7 protein-coding genes are annotated in these 19,578 nt (G+C 44.4%); 4 read left to right on the top strand and 3 right to left on the bottom strand.

Annotated elements, in window-relative coordinates; translation table 11 throughout:
* Positions 1-215: 215 nt before the first annotated feature.
* Positions 216-2,789: a M14 family metallopeptidase gene (locus ACFSRY_RS10590; protein WP_377506665.1), complete on the bottom strand. Its 2,574-nt coding sequence runs from the start codon at positions 2,787-2,789 to the stop codon at positions 216-218.
* 1,356 nt (positions 2,790-4,145) lie between these two features.
* On the opposite strand from ACFSRY_RS10590, the gene ACFSRY_RS10585 reads away from it, so the two are divergent.
* On the top strand, positions 4,146-11,981 hold the full coding sequence (locus ACFSRY_RS10585; RefSeq protein WP_377506662.1) for a PKD-like domain-containing protein: 7,836 nt from the start codon (positions 4,146-4,148) through the stop codon (positions 11,979-11,981).
* A gap of 74 nt (positions 11,982-12,055) precedes the next feature.
* Here the strand turns inward: ACFSRY_RS10585 and ACFSRY_RS10580 are convergent, their stop codons facing one another.
* Positions 12,056-13,948 (bottom strand): CocE/NonD family hydrolase, encoded by a 1,893-nt coding sequence (locus tag ACFSRY_RS10580; protein WP_377506659.1) that lies wholly within the window; start codon positions 13,946-13,948, stop codon positions 12,056-12,058.
* Positions 13,949-14,151: 203 nt separating this feature from the next.
* On the opposite strand from ACFSRY_RS10580, the gene ACFSRY_RS10575 reads away from it, so the two are divergent.
* Positions 14,152-15,105, top strand: a complete 954-nt coding sequence (locus ACFSRY_RS10575; RefSeq protein ID WP_377506656.1) for an NAD(P)-dependent alcohol dehydrogenase — start codon at positions 14,152-14,154, stop codon at positions 15,103-15,105.
* A 6-nt stretch (positions 15,106-15,111) separates the two neighbouring features.
* Here ACFSRY_RS10575 and ACFSRY_RS10570 read toward each other — a convergent pair whose 3' ends face one another.
* Positions 15,112-15,804: a TIGR02117 family protein gene (locus ACFSRY_RS10570; protein ID WP_377506653.1), complete on the bottom strand. Its 693-nt coding sequence runs from the start codon at positions 15,802-15,804 to the stop codon at positions 15,112-15,114.
* Between the two features lie 484 nt (positions 15,805-16,288).
* Between ACFSRY_RS10570 and ACFSRY_RS10565 the strand changes: the two genes are divergently transcribed.
* Together ACFSRY_RS10565 and ACFSRY_RS10560 are read left to right on the top strand one after the other, a co-directional pair.
* Positions 16,289-18,847: a M14 family metallopeptidase gene (locus tag ACFSRY_RS10565; RefSeq protein WP_377506650.1), complete on the top strand. Its 2,559-nt coding sequence runs from the start codon at positions 16,289-16,291 to the stop codon at positions 18,845-18,847.
* 120 nt (positions 18,848-18,967) lie between these two features.
* Positions 18,968-19,492 (top strand): DinB family protein, encoded by a 525-nt coding sequence (locus ACFSRY_RS10560; RefSeq protein WP_377506647.1) that lies wholly within the window; start codon positions 18,968-18,970, stop codon positions 19,490-19,492.
* The last annotated feature ends 86 nt before the right edge of the window (positions 19,493-19,578 follow it).

Genomic DNA, 19,578 nt, shown 5'->3' with positions numbered 1-19,578 from the left:
TGTTCTAGTAAGTAACTTGTATTAGATGTGTTTAAAATTGTACTTAAAAACTTTGGAAAGATTGTGGGAAGTTTATTGAAGTAGGCTAACCCCCCCGTAGAAATTAACTTTAGCCAAGATGTGTTTTAATTGAGAGAGCGGCAGGAAGACGGACAAACAAAAAGGCCGAAGCTTAAGTAGCTTCGGCCTTTTTGCAGGAAGACGTATTAGAATTATTATTCTTCGGCACGGGCAGAACTGCCGCTGATAATCTGACCGAAGAAGATACTGTTCAAGAAAAGCTTATTTGTTCCATACCAGAAGGCCCGGAAATTAGGGTTGTCCGGCATAGCAATTACTTTACCAGCCCCTAGTGCCGAAACATCAACAGCAGCCGAGTTCTTAACCTTTTCTAAATTAGGCTTCGAAACATATCCTGCCATCAAAGGATTGGAGGTATACATTACAGGATTTGCGTATGGACTTTTAGATCGCTCCATAAACAACGTGTTGCTACGGAAGATTGGCATTTGAGCATCTGTGTAACCGTAAGCCAGCGGATGTGTAAGATCAAGCCTAGTTTCGAAAATAGCGCCTCCGATTACCTGTGCACCTTCAGTATTGTCCATGTCAGCATAAGGCTTACGAGCTTTGGTTTCTTCCTCATCTTTTTTGAACGTGATATTGCCAATGCCATTGTCTGCTAACCACTTGGCAGCTTCTCCCATGCCAATAACTGTTCCGCCCTGCTGCACCCAGCTTCTTAGCTTATCTTTAGAGATGCTGTTGTAATTGCCATCAGCCATTACAATCACATTGTACTTGTTCAGGCCTATTCTGTTAAAGTTGTTCGTCTTTACCAGTGTTGGCTTCATATCAAAACGGTTGTCCAACAGGTGCCACACTTCCCCGATGTCATAGCTGTTCACGCCGTCACCAATAAGCATCATTACTTTGGGTTGCTGCAGGCTAAGCATCATCGGACTACCTAGTTTTATACCCTGTGGCATCAGGCCTGTTGCCATGGCATGTACTGTAATGCCATTTTTGCTTGCCACCTCTTGTAAAGTTTTATGCAGTTCTTCAGCATTAACTGGTTGGCCTGCTACAGGAACAAGGATAGATCCATAATCAAACTGCTTGTTGGCACCATTAGTAAATTTGTCTGTTGCCACCCTGGTTACTATACCTCGTTCCATTAGATTGTTCAGGGCGCGGGGAGCATAATAGCCGTGCCACTCAAAAACATAGGCATAATCGCTCTTGCCACCCACTACTTCACCGGCAGGAAAAGTAAGCTGCTCTACTTTCTGACCTAACTGGCTGCTCTTAAAGTTCTTCGAAGACAAGGCGGCATGTTCCAAGTCAAAGGCCAATGGGAAAGTCCAGGCAGATATGTCATAGAAAAGGCTGTCCTGGAAGGTCGTACGCTTTTCAAACATGGCCTCTATCAGCCTGTGCTGCGGCTGCTCCGTCGGGATGATGTAAGCGTTTTCAGGCGTGTAGGTTGTGTTGTTAATTTTGAACGCCTCTTTCGGACGATAAACTTCGATCTGGTGCTGCTTGATAATCTCCGCCAGGTGATAAGCTTTCGCTTTGTCCTGCTCTGATCCGAAAACATATGCCTTCACCGGTGCTTTTTTCGCCTCGTTCAAAGCATTTTTGTAGAAGTCGCGCTGGTGCGTTAGCAGCTCCTCACGCATTGCCTGTGCCGCCTCCAGGGTAGAAAGCGTTGTGGTAAACTGATTGCGAATGGTGAAAGGAAAAGACAGTACACCATTAACGCTTTCCTGTGCGTGGCCTCTGGAACTCGCCTGCTCAAACAAGATACCCACGGAACCGTTCACGTCCGGGTAAGTAGATCCTTTTCCATAGTAGAAGTCGTCGTAGCTTTCTTCTGTGTAATAAAAGGAGCCGATCTTATCTAACGCTTTGGCATGGTAACCACCCATCTTCTGCGTCAGCTTGAAGTTGTTCTCTGGTGTTAAAGGGTTATTGCGGCTAGGAATTCCGGGTTGGAAGAAGAATGTAGCATTCGTTCCCATCTCATGATGGTCGGTTAGCACATTAGGCTTCCACTCATGAAATTTTGCCAATCGACCTTTTGACTCCGGGTGCTGCAGTGGTAACCAGTCACGGTTCAGGTCAAACCAATAGTGATTCGTGCGTCCTCGCGGCCATACTTCATCAAATTCAGCACTGTTGTTATCCGTAACCAAGTTCTTGCCACGGTGCGTGTTAACCCAGCTGGCAAAACGGTTCAGGCCATCCGGGTTAATGGAAGGGTCTATCAATATCACCGTCTCCTTGAGAAGCTTTTCAATCTCTGGCCCCTGGGCGGCGGCAAGGTGGTACACAGCCAGTAAAGAGGCATTGCTTCCGCTCGGTTCATTGCCATGCACGCTGTATCCCATCCAAACCACGGCAGGCATATCCTTTATGTTCACGCTGCCTGACTCAGAAGGATTTGTTAACTTTTTATGGTTAGCCTTAATGGTCTCAATGTTCTTAAGGTTTTCCGGCGAAGTAACAGTTAACAGGTATAAGGGACGGTTCTCGTGGGTGCGGCCATATTCTGTAATGGTCATCCGGTCAGAAGCCTCAGCCATAATGCGCATGTACATGGCCAGTTGGTCATGGCTGACATGCCATTCTCCTACATTGTAGCCTAATAATTCTTTTGGAGTGGGTACGTCTTTGTTATACTGAACCTCCTTCGGTAAAAAATAAGAAAGGTCTGCCTGTTGTGCTGTTGCGGCCTGCGTTAAGCCAAGTACTGCAGCTACGACAAGCGCACGTAAGTTCTTCATTGTAAAAAGGTAGTTTAAGGGTGTTAAAACAAGTATAGTAGATTAGTCTTTTCGCAATTTCCCCTTTTATGTAAGCTTTTCCAAATATGTAATTCTTGATTTGTTCTCTGTAGAAGAGTTAGCTGTTTGATGCCGGTTAATGATGTAGGGTTTCATTTAAAGGGTTGTAAATGAAAGTTGATAGGAAGCGCCTGATCAACTTATAGGAATGGTTTATATAAGTTCTTTCCTATTATACCTTTTTTCTTAAAGATGCTTTGGTGTTTGTGCCCTCACACTCTGGAGTTACTGCTCCTCCTGCATCTTCGTTTGTAATTATTGCTACGTGATCACCAATTTATATAATACCCTAGCAAGCTATTATAGCTGCTGCCTTTCATAGTTTTATTGTATGTGGCATCTGAGTTTTACTGTCTGTTTAATATTCTTGTTGACTGTGACACTTCCAAGGGGGCTGTTCCTGTTTTGATGCTATAGGGGACTAAAATGATTGAAAAAAACAGAAATCTATGCTGACACTATTGCATTGCTGTGTATGTAGCTGTCTTGTAATTAGTACAATACTATGTTATGATAGTTCTGGATACCCCCTGTTTTCGAATTATTAGAGTGTCTGCTAATTCATTGCTATATATTCTTATATGTTAATTTTAACATATATTATCCTTCCAGCTATTTGCTTATAAACAGTTGAAGATAAATACTCTAAGGTTTGATGGTGAAGCTTCTCTTGTGTCTATGTTTGCTTGTAATTTAGGTTGGTACATTGAATTGCGAGCTTATTTGTTACTGTGTTTGACTTAGATTATACCTGTCTAATGTTGTGTTTTTCTTCCTCTTAAAAGATAAATTTCAGTTTTAGCTAAAATCTGAGCTTGGATTAAGTGCAATTTTTGTGCTATACACCTGCTTTCTTTTACTCTACACCCTCTTTTCTGGCAGCTCCTCTTTTACGCCAGTGAAAAATAGTACAATAGCTTTAAATATATAGGTTTGGTTATGTAACAAAATAAAGTTTATGCTGTAAATATTAACTATAAGTTCAACATAATATAAGAAATAATCAATATATTAATTATGTTATATATTTACAGCTTCATATGTTGTGTAAAGTTGCTGGATAGTGTCTCAAACTCTACTTGAGGTAAGAGTATTGAGAACCTGTTGTAAGCCAGTAAATAAAATTATTAATGGTTTTGTGCTGTAAAACAGCAGGTTTTGAATCTATAGGCTTTATAAAGCCATATTTTTAAAACCAAAAACTTCCCGACAAAGTAGGATATATGTATAGTTATATATTTTACTTTATAAACGTCCCAGCCCTATCTAATTAGCCCAAGCTTTTAACCCCTGATTATGAAGAAAAAGTTTACGCATTTAGTTGCTGAAGCTAGTGAAGCGAAGCAATATATTATTGGTGTTCTATTGTTGCTATTTCTCCTGCTGATAGCACAGGTAGCGGGGGCGCAGACGATCACATCTGTTAATCCTGTTTGTGCTACAGTTGGTGAGGGTGTAGCGCTCACAATCAATGGCAGTGACTTTACAGTTGGAACCGTTGCCACTGGTGGTAACAAAGGTGAAGGAAATGTAAATGTTGTTATAAAAGATAATGCTGGAGGTACAAGGTATAATGCGATTTTGCAGGCCTTCTCAGCAAGTATAATAAATGTTGCTTTGCCAGCCTCAGTTTTTACCTCGGCAGGAACTTATACCATTCAAGTTGCTAATAGGGATAACACGGGTAACGGTTTCTTCTCTCCAACACCTCCATATCCCTTCGAAGTTTATCCTAAGCTGACTATTGGACAACCAGCAGGATCTACTTCAGTATGTGCCAGTTCAACAAATAACTATAGTATAAGTGTTGCAGGGGCAAAGAACTATGAGTGGACGGTAGTTTCTGGTAGTGCTACAATAGTATCAGGTGCAAGTTCAGGTACCGCACAGGTAAGCTTTGGCAGCGCTGCAGGAACAGTACGTTTAGGTGTAAGAGCTTTTAACCAATGCGATTTTCCTACAGCAGTCAGAACAATTGACGTGACAGTGAACCCTCGTCCTGTTTTAAGCAGTTCTCTTACCCCAGCTGCCATCTGCAGCGGCACCGCCTTTAGCTATACCGCCGCTAGCGCGACGCCTGGCGCCACGTTCAGCTGGAGCAGAACGGCGGTGGCGGGCATCACTGGCTCCACCTCCGGCAGCGGGAGCTCTGGCAGCATCAACGAAACCTTGACAAACTCGACTGCCAACCCGATTGATGTTACTTACGTGGTTACTGCCTCTGCAAACGGCTGTGTGGGACCTCCTCAGAATGTGACGGTCAGGGTGAACCCGAGCCCAGGGCTGAGCAGCCCTGTGACAGCCACAGTGTGCAGCGGCACCCCCTTCACCTACACGGCCACGAGCGCGACACCTGGCACTACGTTTAGCTGGAGCAGGGCGGCGGCGGTGGGCGTGAGCAATCCCGCTAACAACGGCAACTCCGCCAGCATCAGTGAGACGCTGGTGAACACTACCTCTAGCCCGGTGCAGGTGACTTTTAACGTCACAATGGTTGCCAACGGCTGCTCCACCACCCAGCCGGTGACGGTGACGGTGAACCCAAGCCCAGAACTGAGCAGCCCTGCAACGGCCACAGTCTGCAGCGGGCAGCCGTTCACCTACACAGCCACAAGCGCTACAGCGGGCACCAGTTTCAGCTGGAGCAGGGCTGCGGTGGCGGGCATCACTAGCACGACGAACAGTGGATCTTCTGCTTCTATTAATGAAACGCTATATAATTCGACACCAAATCCTGTTGTGGTGACCTACAGCATTACGATGAGCGCCAACGGTTGCAGCAATACACAGGAGGTAAAGGTGACGGTGAATCCTAAACCTGCTTTGACCAGTACTACTTCCCCTGCAGATATATGTGACGGGGCCACTTTTTCTTACACCCCAACAAGTGCGACAGCCGGAGCTACTTTTACATGGACTCGGCAGCCAGATTCCTATGGAAATACTACTGGAGCGAGCGACACAGGGTCAATAAATGAAGTGCTAAATAACACCACTTCTGAAACCCAAACAATTAACTATGTAATTAGAATCACAGCAAATGGTTGTCCAGATGTGATTCAACAGGTGAAAGTAAAGGTACATCCTAAACCAAAACTAACTAGCTCTTTGACGGCTACAGTCTGCAGTAGCCAACCTTTCAATTATACACCAACTAGTATACCATCAGGAGCTACTTTTTCCTGGAGTAGAGCAGCAGTGACAGGTATCAGCAATGCGGCCGCTAGCGGAAACGGAGCAGTAAACGAGATGCTCATCAATACCACGGAGGATCCGTTGCAGGTGACGTATATTATTACCAGCACAGCCAGTGGCTGCTCATTAACTGAACAGGTTGTTGTTACAGTAAAACCACAACCATCTGCTGTAATAACCCCATCAGGTCCTACAGATTTTTGTCAGGCTGGTGGCAATTCTGTTACACTTGATGCACCTGCCGGGAACGGGTACACATATGAGTGGTTCTTGAATGGCGGAACAACAGCTGTAAGCACAGAGAGAAGTATTACTGTAACAGAACCTGGTACCTATAGCTATGTAGTTAGAGTGACAGACGGTAACAATGGGTGCCCAACTACTTCCTCTCCTATGCAGGTGAAAGTAGTTGCATTAGACGCAAATATTGCCAACATAACATACACGGGTTCGACGAACTTGTGTGAAGGAGAATCAATTACATTGCAGGCACTAGAAAATTCGACCTATGCCTATCAGTGGAGCGATGAAAATGGTATAATTCCTGGAGCTACCTCTGCTAAGTACGTTACGAAAGAAGCAGGTAGGTACTGGGTTACAATCAGAACTACGGTTGATGGTACCAATTGTGAGAAAACATCAGACCCTATTACAATAAATGTTACTCCAGCTGTAACAAATACATTATCATCAGGTGATACAGAAATCTGTTCCGGTGGTACAGCACCTCAAATAAATGGCAATCCTGCTACTGGTGGAAGTGGAACTTACACTTATCTGTGGGAGAGTAGCACGTCATCATCTTCTTCTGGTTTCACGGCAGCATCAGGTATTAATAATGGGGTAAATTACGATCCAGGAACACCAACTCAAACAACTTGGTATAGAAGATCTGTGATTTCTGGTGCCTGTGCGGTTTTCTCTGATCCCGTAAGAGTAACGGTAACACCTGTAATCGCAAACAATACTTTAACGATAACAAATCAAACGATTTGTGCTAACCAATCTGCGCCTACCCTAACTGGTAGAATACCAACAGGTGGTAACAATACTTATGCCTATCAGTGGGAAATGAGCACAGATGGCGGCACGAACTTTACTGAAATAGGCGGTGCTACAGCACAGAATTATAGTCCTGGAGCATTAACAGCTACCACAATTTTTAGGAGAATAGCCATTTCCGGAGCCTGTGAGATTCCAAGTGGTACTGTAACAATAACTGTTACTCAATTAATTACTAACTATAACATCACAACTGATCAGTCAATTTGTTCTGGTAGTATACCAGCAGCCTTAACAGGGGCTCCTGCAGGTGGTAATGGTAATTTTGCCTATCAGTGGGAGCGAAGTACAGACGGGACCACTTTTACTGCAATAAGCGGAGCTACAGCACAGGATTATACCCCTGGCAGTCTAACTGCAGACACTTGGTACAGAAGAAAAGTTAGTTCAGGAAACTGTTCAGAAAACAGCAATGCTGTTAAAATAACTGTAACACCTCCTGTTGGTAATACTATATCAACCGCAACGATAAGAACCTGTGCTGGCGAAGCAGTACCAGAAATAACGGCTAATGCAGCAACAGGAGGAAATAGTTCTTACACCTATACCTGGGAAAGTAGTTCTGATGGAATATCATTTACAGCAATAACCGAAACGAATACTCCAACCTATAGTCCAGGTAATTTAACAGAAACTACCTGGTTCAGAAGAAAGGTAGAATCTGGTGCCTGTACAAGTTACTCTGCTACTGTAAAAGTTGAGGTAACTCCGGTTATAGTAGGAAACAGCATCTCGAATTCAGACTTTTCTGTATGTTATGATACATATCCGGGTCAGCTAACAGGATCTGTTCTAACTGGTGGCAGTGGTAACATCACTTATCGCTGGGAATATAGTACAACATCAGGTACAGAAGGATTTAGTCGTACAGGTTATGACTGGCTCCAAAACCACAGCCCTGGCTCATTAAAACAAACAACATGGTACAGAAGGGTTGCTATATCTGGTAGTTGCGAATCAATTTCCAATATTGTAAAAATAACTGTTACACCACTTGTTACTGATCATCTCCTCTCTGGTACTCAGGTATATTGTCATAACGCTACAGCTTCTCCTTTAACAGGCAGCTTCGCAGGTGGAGAAGGCCCTGCTACGGCGTTATACCAGTGGCAGCAAAGTGCTAGCGCTTCTGGGCCTTGGGAGAACATAGAGGGAGCTACTGGGGCGGAATACACTCCGTCAACTTCAGCAGTTGGCAAGATGTATTACCGGCGCTTGGTGAACAGTGGTGGTTGTACTGATAAAGCAAGTAATGCTTATGCTGTAACAGTTAATCCTATACCGGCTGTTAACACCGTATCAAACTTAGTGTATTGTAGTGGAATTTCTGCGCCTGGCATAAGCTTTAGCAGCAATGTTAACGGCACTAATTACACCTGGAAATCGGATGTAAATGTTGGTTTTGGATTAAGTGGGACAGGTAACATACCTGTTTTTATAACAAGTAATACCGGAACCTCTGCAGTAACAGCTACAGTAACAGTAACACCTACTGCAAATGGTTGTGAAGGAAATCCAATAACATTCACTGTAACTATAAATCCTAAACCAACAGTAACCGTTTCTCTTTCAAGGGCTTCAGTTTGTGCAGGTGAAACAACAACTGTTTCAGCTACTCCTTCAGGAGGTACAGGTAATTATACCTATGCCTGGACAGTGCCATCAGGAGCTACTGACCCTGGAAATGTTGCCAGTTTTACAGCCAGTGTGGCTGGTACCTATAGAGTGGTAGTGACAGACGGTAAGTCCTGCAGTAGTGCCAGTGCGTCCGCAACGCTAACTGTAAACCCACTGCCAACAGCATCTATTTCAGGTGTTAATGATAACCAGGTTATATACTCGGGGCAAAGTAACATTACATTAACAGGGTCTCCTTCAGGGGGTACCTGGAGTTGGCCAGGAAGAACAAATAGTTCTGGAAACTCCTTTTCTCCTTGTGCAGCGTTTTCAGAAGCGATCAAAACAGCTCCTTCAGGAGCAACAGAGGTTAATGTTACTATTAGTTACACTGTTACAGCAAATGGTTGTACAAACACTGTAACGAAAACTGTAAAGATCAGGAAGTCTAAGTATAATGTAGTTGCCTTTTCAAATATCAAGCCTTTCTGTAGAGGAGACAACGTTACGCATACAGTTCAGGTATATCGTGATGCAACCGTTATATACCCATACCTTGCAAACGAAGCTGGGGATCCGATTAAACCAGATCCAAACAATCCAGGTTCATTTGTATCAGTTGGCATAAATGAACTACCTGTTCCAAATCCTGATTATCCTTATCCTGCTGGAACGACTGATATTGAAAAGCACCTGTCCTATAGGTTCTTTCAGCCGATTGTAACAGGAGGAGTATTGCTGCCTGATAATCAGTTTACCTACCAATGGACCAAGAACCAGAAGACTGAACAAGGTAATAGAGGGGTGACTTATTCAAATGCAGGCTTGTCTTCGCTTGAATATTATGCCGCTTTTGTTTCAGGTAATTTGGCGTGCGGAGAATCATTTAATAGTAAGCTTTCTTACAGAGTATATGGAGCGGTGCTGGAGGACTATGCTATATCTATAGCAGTATCTAGCAATCCAATTTGTCCTGGTGACCCTACTACTTTTACTGCGACTTTGGATTCTGACTTCTCTTGGAGTATTGCCAACTTGACAATGGTATGGAAGTTAAGGAGGAATGGTGTTGTGTATAATATTAAAACCGTACAAGGTACTGGTCCTTTAGATTTAACTAGTACTGAAATTGAGGCAGCCTTAGCTGCCCAAGGTGTGTCTCCAGCAACTTTGATTGATGGGGATGAGGTCTTTATTGATTTTACATCTGATCTCGCAGAAGCTTTTACTGGCAGTAAATGTGATGGAAATGCATCAAGTAACCCAATTACAATACGGGTAAATGATCTTATAGAATCCACTCCAACACTGCAAAATCCAATAGTTTGCGTTGGTAGTACGGTTACTTTTACCGCACCTGTTACTCCAACTGGAACAGCTCAAGTTACATATACCTGGACTGTAGGCTCAGGTAATGACATAAGAACATATACCACAACTACAAACCAGCTTACTATAGTTGCGGATGGCAGCTTCACACCTGATGTTGCCTACCCCGTGAGTGTGGTGGTTACAAATGGATGTGTTACTACACAGGCTATTGCACTAGGTTCTTTAACAGTAAACACACCGCCATCTATTTCAGTACAACCTGTACCAGTAAGAGTCTGCGAGGGTACAAGAACAGAGTTCAGCGTAACGGCAGCTGGCTCAGGTATAACTTACCAGTGGTTGAAGGATGGACAACCAATAGAGGGGGCTACATCAAGTACTTATGTGATAGAATCTCCTGTTGAAACTGATGAAGGTACTTACAGTGTGCAGATCATCGGCACGAGTGCCTGCGGTAATTTGACATCTAACGGTGCTGTATTAACAGTTGACCAACCTGCCACTATCACTACAAACTTACCAACTGCTACTCAGTCTTTATGTGTGGGAGGAACAGCAACTTTCAGTGTAAGTGCTACAGGTACTGGGCTACAGTTCGTGTGGTATAAAGTCGGAATGAGCACCCCAATAGCTAACAGTGCTCCCTTTAATATTGGAAGTACAGTAACAGCTGGTATTACAACCAGCACATTAACAATAACAGGTGTAGAAATTGGACATGCAGGACAGTACTATGCTCAGGTAAGCAACGATACTCAAAGTACAGCTTGTACCGCAAGTCCATTATCAGAGCAGGCGGTATTAGAGGTAAATCCAAATCCACTTGCAGAAGCAGAGCATACTCCGGTATGTATTGGCTCACCTGCAACAGTATCTGCAAACGTAACAAGTGGTACCGCTCCATTTACCTATACCTGGACAGTGCCGGCGGGTGCTACTAACCCTGGTAATGTGGCGAGTTTCCAAACAACTGTTCCTGGAGAATATACGGTAACTGTAAGTGATGCCAAGTCTTGTGGAAGTACTTCAGCAACAACAAATGTTCAGTTCACTCAACCTACACCAGTAGAGGAGCCAGTTTTGGTTGTTGAGTCAGTTGTTTATATGAAGGAGTGGAAAGTAACTGCGGTAGAAAGTGCAGCAGATCCCCTTGTTGAGTTTGGTGATGATCCTGAATTTAGATGGTACAGGCGCGTATCTCCTGATACAAACTGGGGTAGTCCTTTGATTAATCCGGCTACAAACCAGCCATACTCTACTGACACTTATATTGAAACCAATCCTGTAGCTGGTTTAGAGATAAAAGCTGAGATTTTAAACAGCGCTTCTTGTACGCTTTATAGTCTTACGAATATTGGGGTAGTTCCATTACCGGTAGAAATTATCTACCTAACAGCCGAGAAGCAGGAAAGTGATGTGGTGTTGAAGTGGGCTACGGCAATGGAGAGAGACAATACAGGCTTCGAGGTGCAGGTTTCGAATAACGGCCTTGACTACCGTAAGATCACCTTTGTGCCTACCAGGAATGGCAACACGACTACAAAGCAATTGTATGAGTATACTGATAAGGAAAATGGTAAGCACGGTACTCGCTACTACAGGCTGAAGCAGATAGACCATGCAGGTACATTTGAGTACTTCGGTCCGAAAGTAGTGGAGTTTGGCAGTGTAAGCAACAAACTGCTGGTGTACCCGAACCCATTCAAAGACGAGGTAGAGGTAAGTATAGATGCTGAACAGGATGGGGAAGTAGAGATAGTCTTTACAAACTCAGTAGGAAGGCAGTTGATAAAAACTACTGTTCAGGTTAAGAAGGGACTAAACGTGGAGAGGTTGCTGCTCGGTACAGCGTTACCGCGGGGAGTATACTTTGTAACAACAAGAATGGGAAGTGTAACCAACCACTTCAAATTATTAAAACAGTAAAAGAAACTAATTAGGGTTTAAAGCTGAAAGAGCCGGGTGTATCATCCGGCTCTTTTGCTTTTGTGCCTGTTATACTATAGCACCTTTACTTTCAGGCTGGTAGTTTGTGCCGGCGAATGATACACCTTATGGGTTGCTTTTATGAAGTCCTCTTCATTAGCCTTAAAGATGTTATCTACATACTTCTGTGGGTTTCGATCAACAAGCGGAAACCAGGAGCTCTGAATCTGCACCATGATGCGGTGGCCTTTCTTGAAAGTATAAAGCACATCCTGTAGTTCCACATTTACCGGTGCTACCTGGTTGGGGGTGAAAGGCTCGGGCTTTTCGAAACTGTTCCGGAAACGGCCACGGAATACCTCACTACGTACCATTGCCTGGTAACCTCCCATTGGCTTATTTGGTTGATGGGGATTAGCACTGGCTGTATCAGGGTAAACATCAATCAACTTCACAACCCAGTCAGCATCGGAGCCGGTGGTGGCAACTTTTAACTGAGCCAAGACTTCACCTGCCAACGTAATATCCTCCGTTAACACATCTGTCTGGAAAGCCAGTACATCTGGTCGGCGACTGGCAAAGCGCTGGTCATCGGTCATATACTCGCGCGTCATACCCGTGGCTGTTGCCTCACTGAAGGGTACTGGTTTGGAAGGGTCGCTGATGTATTCGCTTGCTTCTGGCTCCCTGGCAGTTGGTGCTTCGAAGCTCATTTTGCCGTTGGCATGCAAGTACAGTGTTTTCTCCTGTGCTTCTTTAGGAGGCCATACTTCGAATTCGCGCCATTTGTTTGTGCCACCCTCAAACATGATAGCTTCTGGTAATTTTACAGGAGCCTTAGCTTCACCTTTCAGGTAGTGGTTGAAGAATCTTGCTTCCACCTCCTGCTGGTACCAGGGGGAGTTCTGCTGGCCAAAGTGTACGTCACCTAAGCTAGATCCATCAGTACGTGCCCAGCCACCGTGTACCCATGGGCCCATCACAATCATGTTCGTGATGTTCGGGTTGTTCTTTTCAATGGTCTCGTAGATCTTCAATGGGCCATACAAGTCTTCTGCATCGTACCAGCCACCTACTGTCATTACAGCCGTGTTCTTTATGTTTTTCAGGTGTGGTAAAATGTTGCGGTCCTGCCAGAACTTATCATAGTTCGGGTGCTCTACCAGATCATTCCAGAAAGCTACCTGGTTTTTCAGGTATTTTTCATTAGCGTTCTTTAGCGATCCCATTCGCAGGAAGAATTCGTAGCCATCGGGGGTGCCGTGATTAAATCGGGGGTTTCGTTTTGTGGTAGGCTCAGGGCGGGGCAATCCAAAGCTGGCCAGGAAGTTGAATGCATGCGGAAGGAAGAAGGCTCCGTTATGATGGAAATCGTCCCAGAACCAGTCAGCAATCGGTGCCTGCGGAGAAACTGCCTTCAAAGCAGGGTGGTTGCTCATAAGTCCGGCAGCAGCGTAAAAGCCCGGGTAGGAGATGCCCCACTGGCCAACGCGTCCGATATCATTGTTAAGCTTTTTTGTGAGCCACTCTACGGTATCAAAAGTGTCTGTGCTCTCATCTACATCTTTTTTCCCTTTCTTTTTAGAAACGTGTGGAGTCATGTTTACAAACTCGCCCTCCGACATGTAGGTACCACGAACATCTTGGTATACAAAGATATACCCATCGCGCATCAGGGTGCTGCTCGGTCCGAGGCTGGTTTTATAACCCTCTCCGTAGGGGCTGACAGAGTAGGGGGTGCGGTTCATCAGAATCGGGTACTTCTTGCTATTATCTTTAGGCGAATACACTACCGTAAAAAGCTTCTTGCCATCACGCATTGGTATCTGGTATTCTGCTTTTTCATAATTCTGCCTGATGTAAAGTGAGTCCTGATTTATGCTTTGTGCTACTACACCTGTCAGGGTTGTCAGGTGTAAAAACAAGAGTAACACTACAGGAATAAGAGATTTAGCTCTTTTAGCCATGGGTGAAATGGAGGTTTAGAGTTAATTGATTGCTTTAAAGTAAAGAATTATTCCTGATAATCTTATTATGGAAGAAGGTGTTTTGCAATGAATTAACCTGTGTGAGTGAATTTGTACTTTTCTTTTTCAAGTTTAATAGTGCGAGCATCAACGGGATGTTGTTTGTGGCGTATTATAAAAACATCAATAAAAAATGAATAGGAATGAAAGCAGTCTACTTTGATAAATATGGCCCTGTTGACGTGTTACAGTATGGTGAACAGCCTAAGCCTACTATAAAGGATGATGAGATTTTAGTGCGGGTACATGCAGCTAGTGTGAACCCAGTAGACTGGAAAATACGTGGCGGTATGATGTTGCCTGTTACTGGTTTGGATTTTCCTAAGATACCGGGCCTTGATATTGCTGGCGTAGTGGCAGAAGTGGGTAAAGACGTTGAGAATTTCCTGCCTGGAGACAGGGTGTTTGGAATGATTGATGATTTTTTAGGTGGAGCCTATGCCGAGTACGCGGCACTACCGGAAAAAGTAGCAGTACCTCTTCCGGATAATCTTAATTATGAACAAGCCGCGGCTGTTCCATTAACCGCACTTACGGCGCTGCAGGCGCTGCGGGATAAAGGAGAGCTGGCAAATGGGGAGAGTGTTCTGATAAACGGTGCTTCGAGTGGAGTTGGCACTTTTGCCATACAAATTGCAAAGGCTTTAGGAGCAGGAGAGGTTACAGGAGTCTGCAGCACGGAGCATGTTGCCTTGGTAAAAAGTCTGGGAGCAGATGTTGTGATTGATTATACCGAGGAGGATTTTACACAGCATGAAGAGCGATATGACCTCATTTTTGACGCAGTTGCTAAAACAACTTACATAGATAGTAAGCCCAGTTTGAAGCCTAACGGCCGCTACGTAACCACAGTGCCTGACCCGAAAGATTTTGCTTTTGGCTTCGTACTCTCTGTTTTCTCGGATAAGAAGTTGCGGGTTATGATGACCGAAGATAGGGGCAAAGATCTACGGCTGATAAAGGACTGGATTGAATCCGGTAAGGTGAAGCCTGTTATTGACAAAGTATACTCACTTAAAGAAGCCGCCGATGCTCACCGGTACAGTGAAGAGGGGCATGCAGCAGGAAAGATAGTTTTGTTAGTAGATGATCATTAATTGTCCTTACCTAAGGTAACGCATGACAGCGAACGGAAGTGGTGCCCAGAGTGCGGCTTCCATTCCCATAGCTTTCAGACCGCTGTTTACCCAGTTGTTGCAGTTCTTTAACAGGTGAAATTTGCCGTGAGCCTCATAAAAAGTATCATTAGAAGTATATCCTGTACCGGCAATATGGAGGTAGCTGCCGTTCTGTTTCTGAAAAGAGCTGTCAATATACTTAATCAATTCTATGTACTGGTCAGGGGTGATTTTTACAGGTTGTTGCCGCTTGGTGGGGGCTAGACCAGAGCGTATATAGGCTACATGCATGGCTGTAGGGGTAGGCCAAAGGGCGGCGGTAATAGCAACTTCAGGAGTCAGATCGCTCCACTCGGGAGTTTGCATGTAAAAGCGCCTGTCGCCCCAGCCAAAAGAGATGTAGGAATAGCTGCTGTCTACATGCTCAAAATGGTGGAGCGGGAGTTTGCTGCGCCAATCAAGATACGGGGTAACTACCGGCACTACAATATCTGTGTGAACTCCGTTAGAAGTAACGAATATTTCTATAGCATCTTCCTCAGTTGACTGGGCTAAGCTACTGTTTACTGGTATGCTGCTAAGAATAAAGGCGGCAACGAAAAAGAGGGCTGTTAAAGAAAGAACAGAACTTGCCACCCATAGCAGCGTTGTCCAGATTTTATAAATCCATTTTCGCATACTATAGATACGAATTTTGATTTAAGGTGTGTGGGAAAAACAAAACCCGGAGCAAAGCTCCGGGTCTGAATGTAAGTTTAGTTAATTTAGTTTCTCTCTTATAAAGCCCAACCTCTTTAAAACACTTCAAATACATACATTAATGCTCGCTGCCCAGGGCAGTCTGCCAGCTTTAAGATGATGTGTTTGTTTTTGGATTTTAGAGTGGCTTAGCCAACAACAGGACCTGGCTCTATAAAGCCTTGAGTTATAATCAAAGTATAAACATTGATTTTGTTGTTCGCGGATGCAAAGCTAATTAAAATTCCTTATCTTCAGCTAATGGGAATAAAATTTATTAAATAGAGCGACCCAAGAATTCATCATGAACTCCTTTTGCCCGAGTTGCTGAGAAAAGCAAATATTTGTAGGAAACAGCATTATTTTGCAAATTGTAATTTGATTATTTGCCCTCAACTAAAGAAAATCTTTAACATCATCTATTATGATTAAAAAAGTAAAGAGTATTGCTGCTTTTACTCTGCTGTTCTTAACAGTACAGGTAGCAATAGCTCAACAAAAACTGAAGACACCAGAGCAGTTCCTGGGGTATCAGTTGGGGAAACAGTTTACAACGCATGCCCGCATCGTAGACTATGTTACTTACCTGGCTTCGCAGTCTCCAAACCGCATGAAAGTGGAGGAGTATGGCCGCACCTATGAAGGACGCCCACTGATGCTGGCTTACGTCGCTTCTGCGGAAAACTTACCAAGACTTGAGCAGATTCGCGAAAACAACCTGAAGCAGGCAAACATTTTAAGCGGGCAAGTGCAAGGGGATCAGCCTGCCATTGTTTGGTTGAGTTATAACATACATGGCAACGAGTCTGTAAGTGCCGAGGCAGTAATGCAGGTGCTTTATGACCTGGTAAATCCAGAGAATACACAATCTAAGAAGTGGCTCGAAAATACAGTGGTGATTCTTGATCCGACTGTAAACCCTGATGGTCGTGAGCGCTATGTGCAGTGGTATAAGCAGGCCTCTAACCAGGGTGGGAACGCATCTCCATACGCATGGGAGCATTGGGAGCCATGGCCAGGAGGAAGACCCAACCACTATTATTTTGACCTGAACCGGGACTGGGCATGGCAGACCCAGATTGAGTCGAAGCAGCGTTTGGCAAAGTATAATAACTGGTTGCCACAGGTGCACGCAGACTTCCACGAGATGGGACCAGAGTCGCCATACTACTTTTCACCGGCGGCCAAGCCTTTCCACGAAAGTATTACGCCTTGGCAGCGCCAGTTTCAGAACACCATCGGTGATTATAACCGACAGTACTTTGATAAAAATAACTGGTTATATTTTACCCGTGAGAATTTCGACCTTTTTTACCCGAGCTACGGCGATACCTGGCCCACTTTTAATGGTGCCATCGGTATGACTTATGAGCAAGGTGGTTCTGGCCGTGCTGGTTTGGCTTACAAGAAGCAGGATGGAGATACATTAACTTTGGTTGATAGAATTGCACACCATGTAGCAGCCAGTGAAGCCACCATTCAAGCAACAGCGGAGAAAGCTGACAAGCTTAAGCAGGAGTTTAAAAAGTATCATGACAATAACCTGAAGAATCCGGGAGGAGCTTATAAAGCCTTCGTAATCAAAACGGATGAGAGAAAAAGCGGAAACATCAAAGCACTTACACAGTACCTGGATAACCAGGGTATCAAGTATGGCTATGTAGGCAAGAATACCTCAGCGAAAGGCTTTAACTATGGCACCGGAAAAGAAGAGCGTGTAAAGCTGGAGCAGAATGACCTTGTGGTGAGCATGTATCAGCCTAAGTCTACTTTAGTGAAGGTGCTTTTCGAGCCAAATGCGAGGCTGGAAGATTCCCTTACCTATGACATTACTTCCTGGTCATTGCCTTATGCCTATGGGGTGCAGGCCTATGCTTTAAAGGATAAAGTAGATGTAAATACAAGCAAACCGGAAGCCAGTAATACTTCTAACATCAGCATTGAAAAACCTTATGCCTACCTGGCTCGCTGGAATAGCGTACAGGATCTTAGATTCCTGACAGAGCTGATGAAGCAGGATGTAAAAGTCCGTATGGCTGAAAAAGCGTTTGAAACAGAAGGTAAAAAGTATGAACCAGGAACTCTTATCATTACCCGTACTGGCAATGAGCGCATGGGGGATAAATTGGATGCCACTGTTCGTGATCTTGCCCAAAAGTTTGATGTGAACCTGAATGCCACCACAACAGGCTTCGTGAGCAGCGGTGCCGACTTTGGCTCTGGCAATGTACGCTATCTTAAAAAGCCTAAAGTAGCTTTGCTTTCAGGTGAGGGCGTTTCTCCGTATGGCTTTGGAGAAGTATGGCATTACTTTGAGCAGCAGATAGGATATCCTGTAACTGTGCTGAACACCTCCTACTTTAGCAATGTGCCCTTACACGAATTTGATGTGCTTATCTTGCCAACTGGGTCATACAGCCGCATTTTAGACGAGAAGACACTGGAGCAAGTAAAAAACTGGGTACGTGGCGGAGGAAAGCTTATCGCTATGGAAGGCGCTGCTAGCTACCTTGCAGGTAAAAAAGACTTCAACCTGAAGAAGAAAGCGGATGAAGAGGAAAAGGATAAGGAGAAGAAGGATAAGAAAGAGGAGAATCCTTATGAAAACCTGCGAGCCTATGGTAACCGCGAACGTGAGGCACTGCAGGAGGAAGTTCAGGGTAGTGTATTCCGGGTAGACCTGGATAAAACACATCCGCTGGCTTTCGGCTACGGAGATACCTACTATGCTTTGGTTCGTTCCTCTGATACATTCAAATACTTGGAAGACGGCTGGAATGTAGGTGTACTGAAGAAGAATAATTATACGACTGGATTTGTAGGAGCTGATATCAAAGCTAAACTACAGGATGCGCTTATTCTTGGCACGCAAGATATGGGCCGTGGTCAGGTAGTGTATTTAGCTGATAATCCATTATTCCGTGGTTTCTGGCATGGTGGTAAGCTTTTATTCGGAAACGCAGTATTTGTTGTAGGGCAGTAGAACTGCTTTCACCTTGCAAAAGCCCTGTAGCCAGAAAAGCTACAGGGCTTTTGATATTTAGGAGTATAGCTAACGTCTATTTGATTACCTTCGCAATATCAATTAATCATATATAGTACAATGGCTAGAATTATCGGATACCCCAAACCTGAAGAGTATACCGGATATGTTGAAAAATATATACAGTTGGCACAAGCCGAAGATCTGATTGAAGGACTTACAGCTAGCTACTCCTTTATTGCTGGACTGATGCAGGGCCTTTCAGAGGAGCAGCTGAAGCATCGTTATGAACCAGGGAAGTGGAGTATAAAAGAGGTGCTGGTTCATATGCTTGATTCCGAAAGAATTTTTTCATACCGTGCGCTACGCTTTGCCCGTCAGGATAAGACAGCCCTGCCCGGATTTGATGAAAACAAGTTCGTCGCGCCCTCCAAAGCAGATGCGAGAGACATTAATTCCATATTGGCAGAGTATACGGCTGTCAGAACAGCCACTATTGAGCTGTTTAAAAGTTTTGATGAGGAGGCTCTGGAGCAAAAAGGTGTCGGAAGTGGCCTGGAGTTAAGCGTTCGTGCGCTTGGCTATACTATTTTAGGCCATGAGATTCACCATCTGAAAGTAATCCGGGAGCGTTACCTTTCTTAGGTAAGGCTTTGCCTGCGGATAAAAGGCAGAAGTGCTTGCTATTAAAAGGCTACTCGTATCTTTAAAGCATAAACCCCGTTCTAGTA

It is taken from the genome of Pontibacter locisalis (assembly GCF_042684605.1).
Taxonomy (GTDB): domain Bacteria; phylum Bacteroidota; class Bacteroidia; order Cytophagales; family Hymenobacteraceae; genus Pontibacter; species Pontibacter locisalis.
The sequence above is the reverse complement of the archived record's forward strand: the minus strand, read 5'-3'. Positions and strand labels throughout refer to the sequence as shown.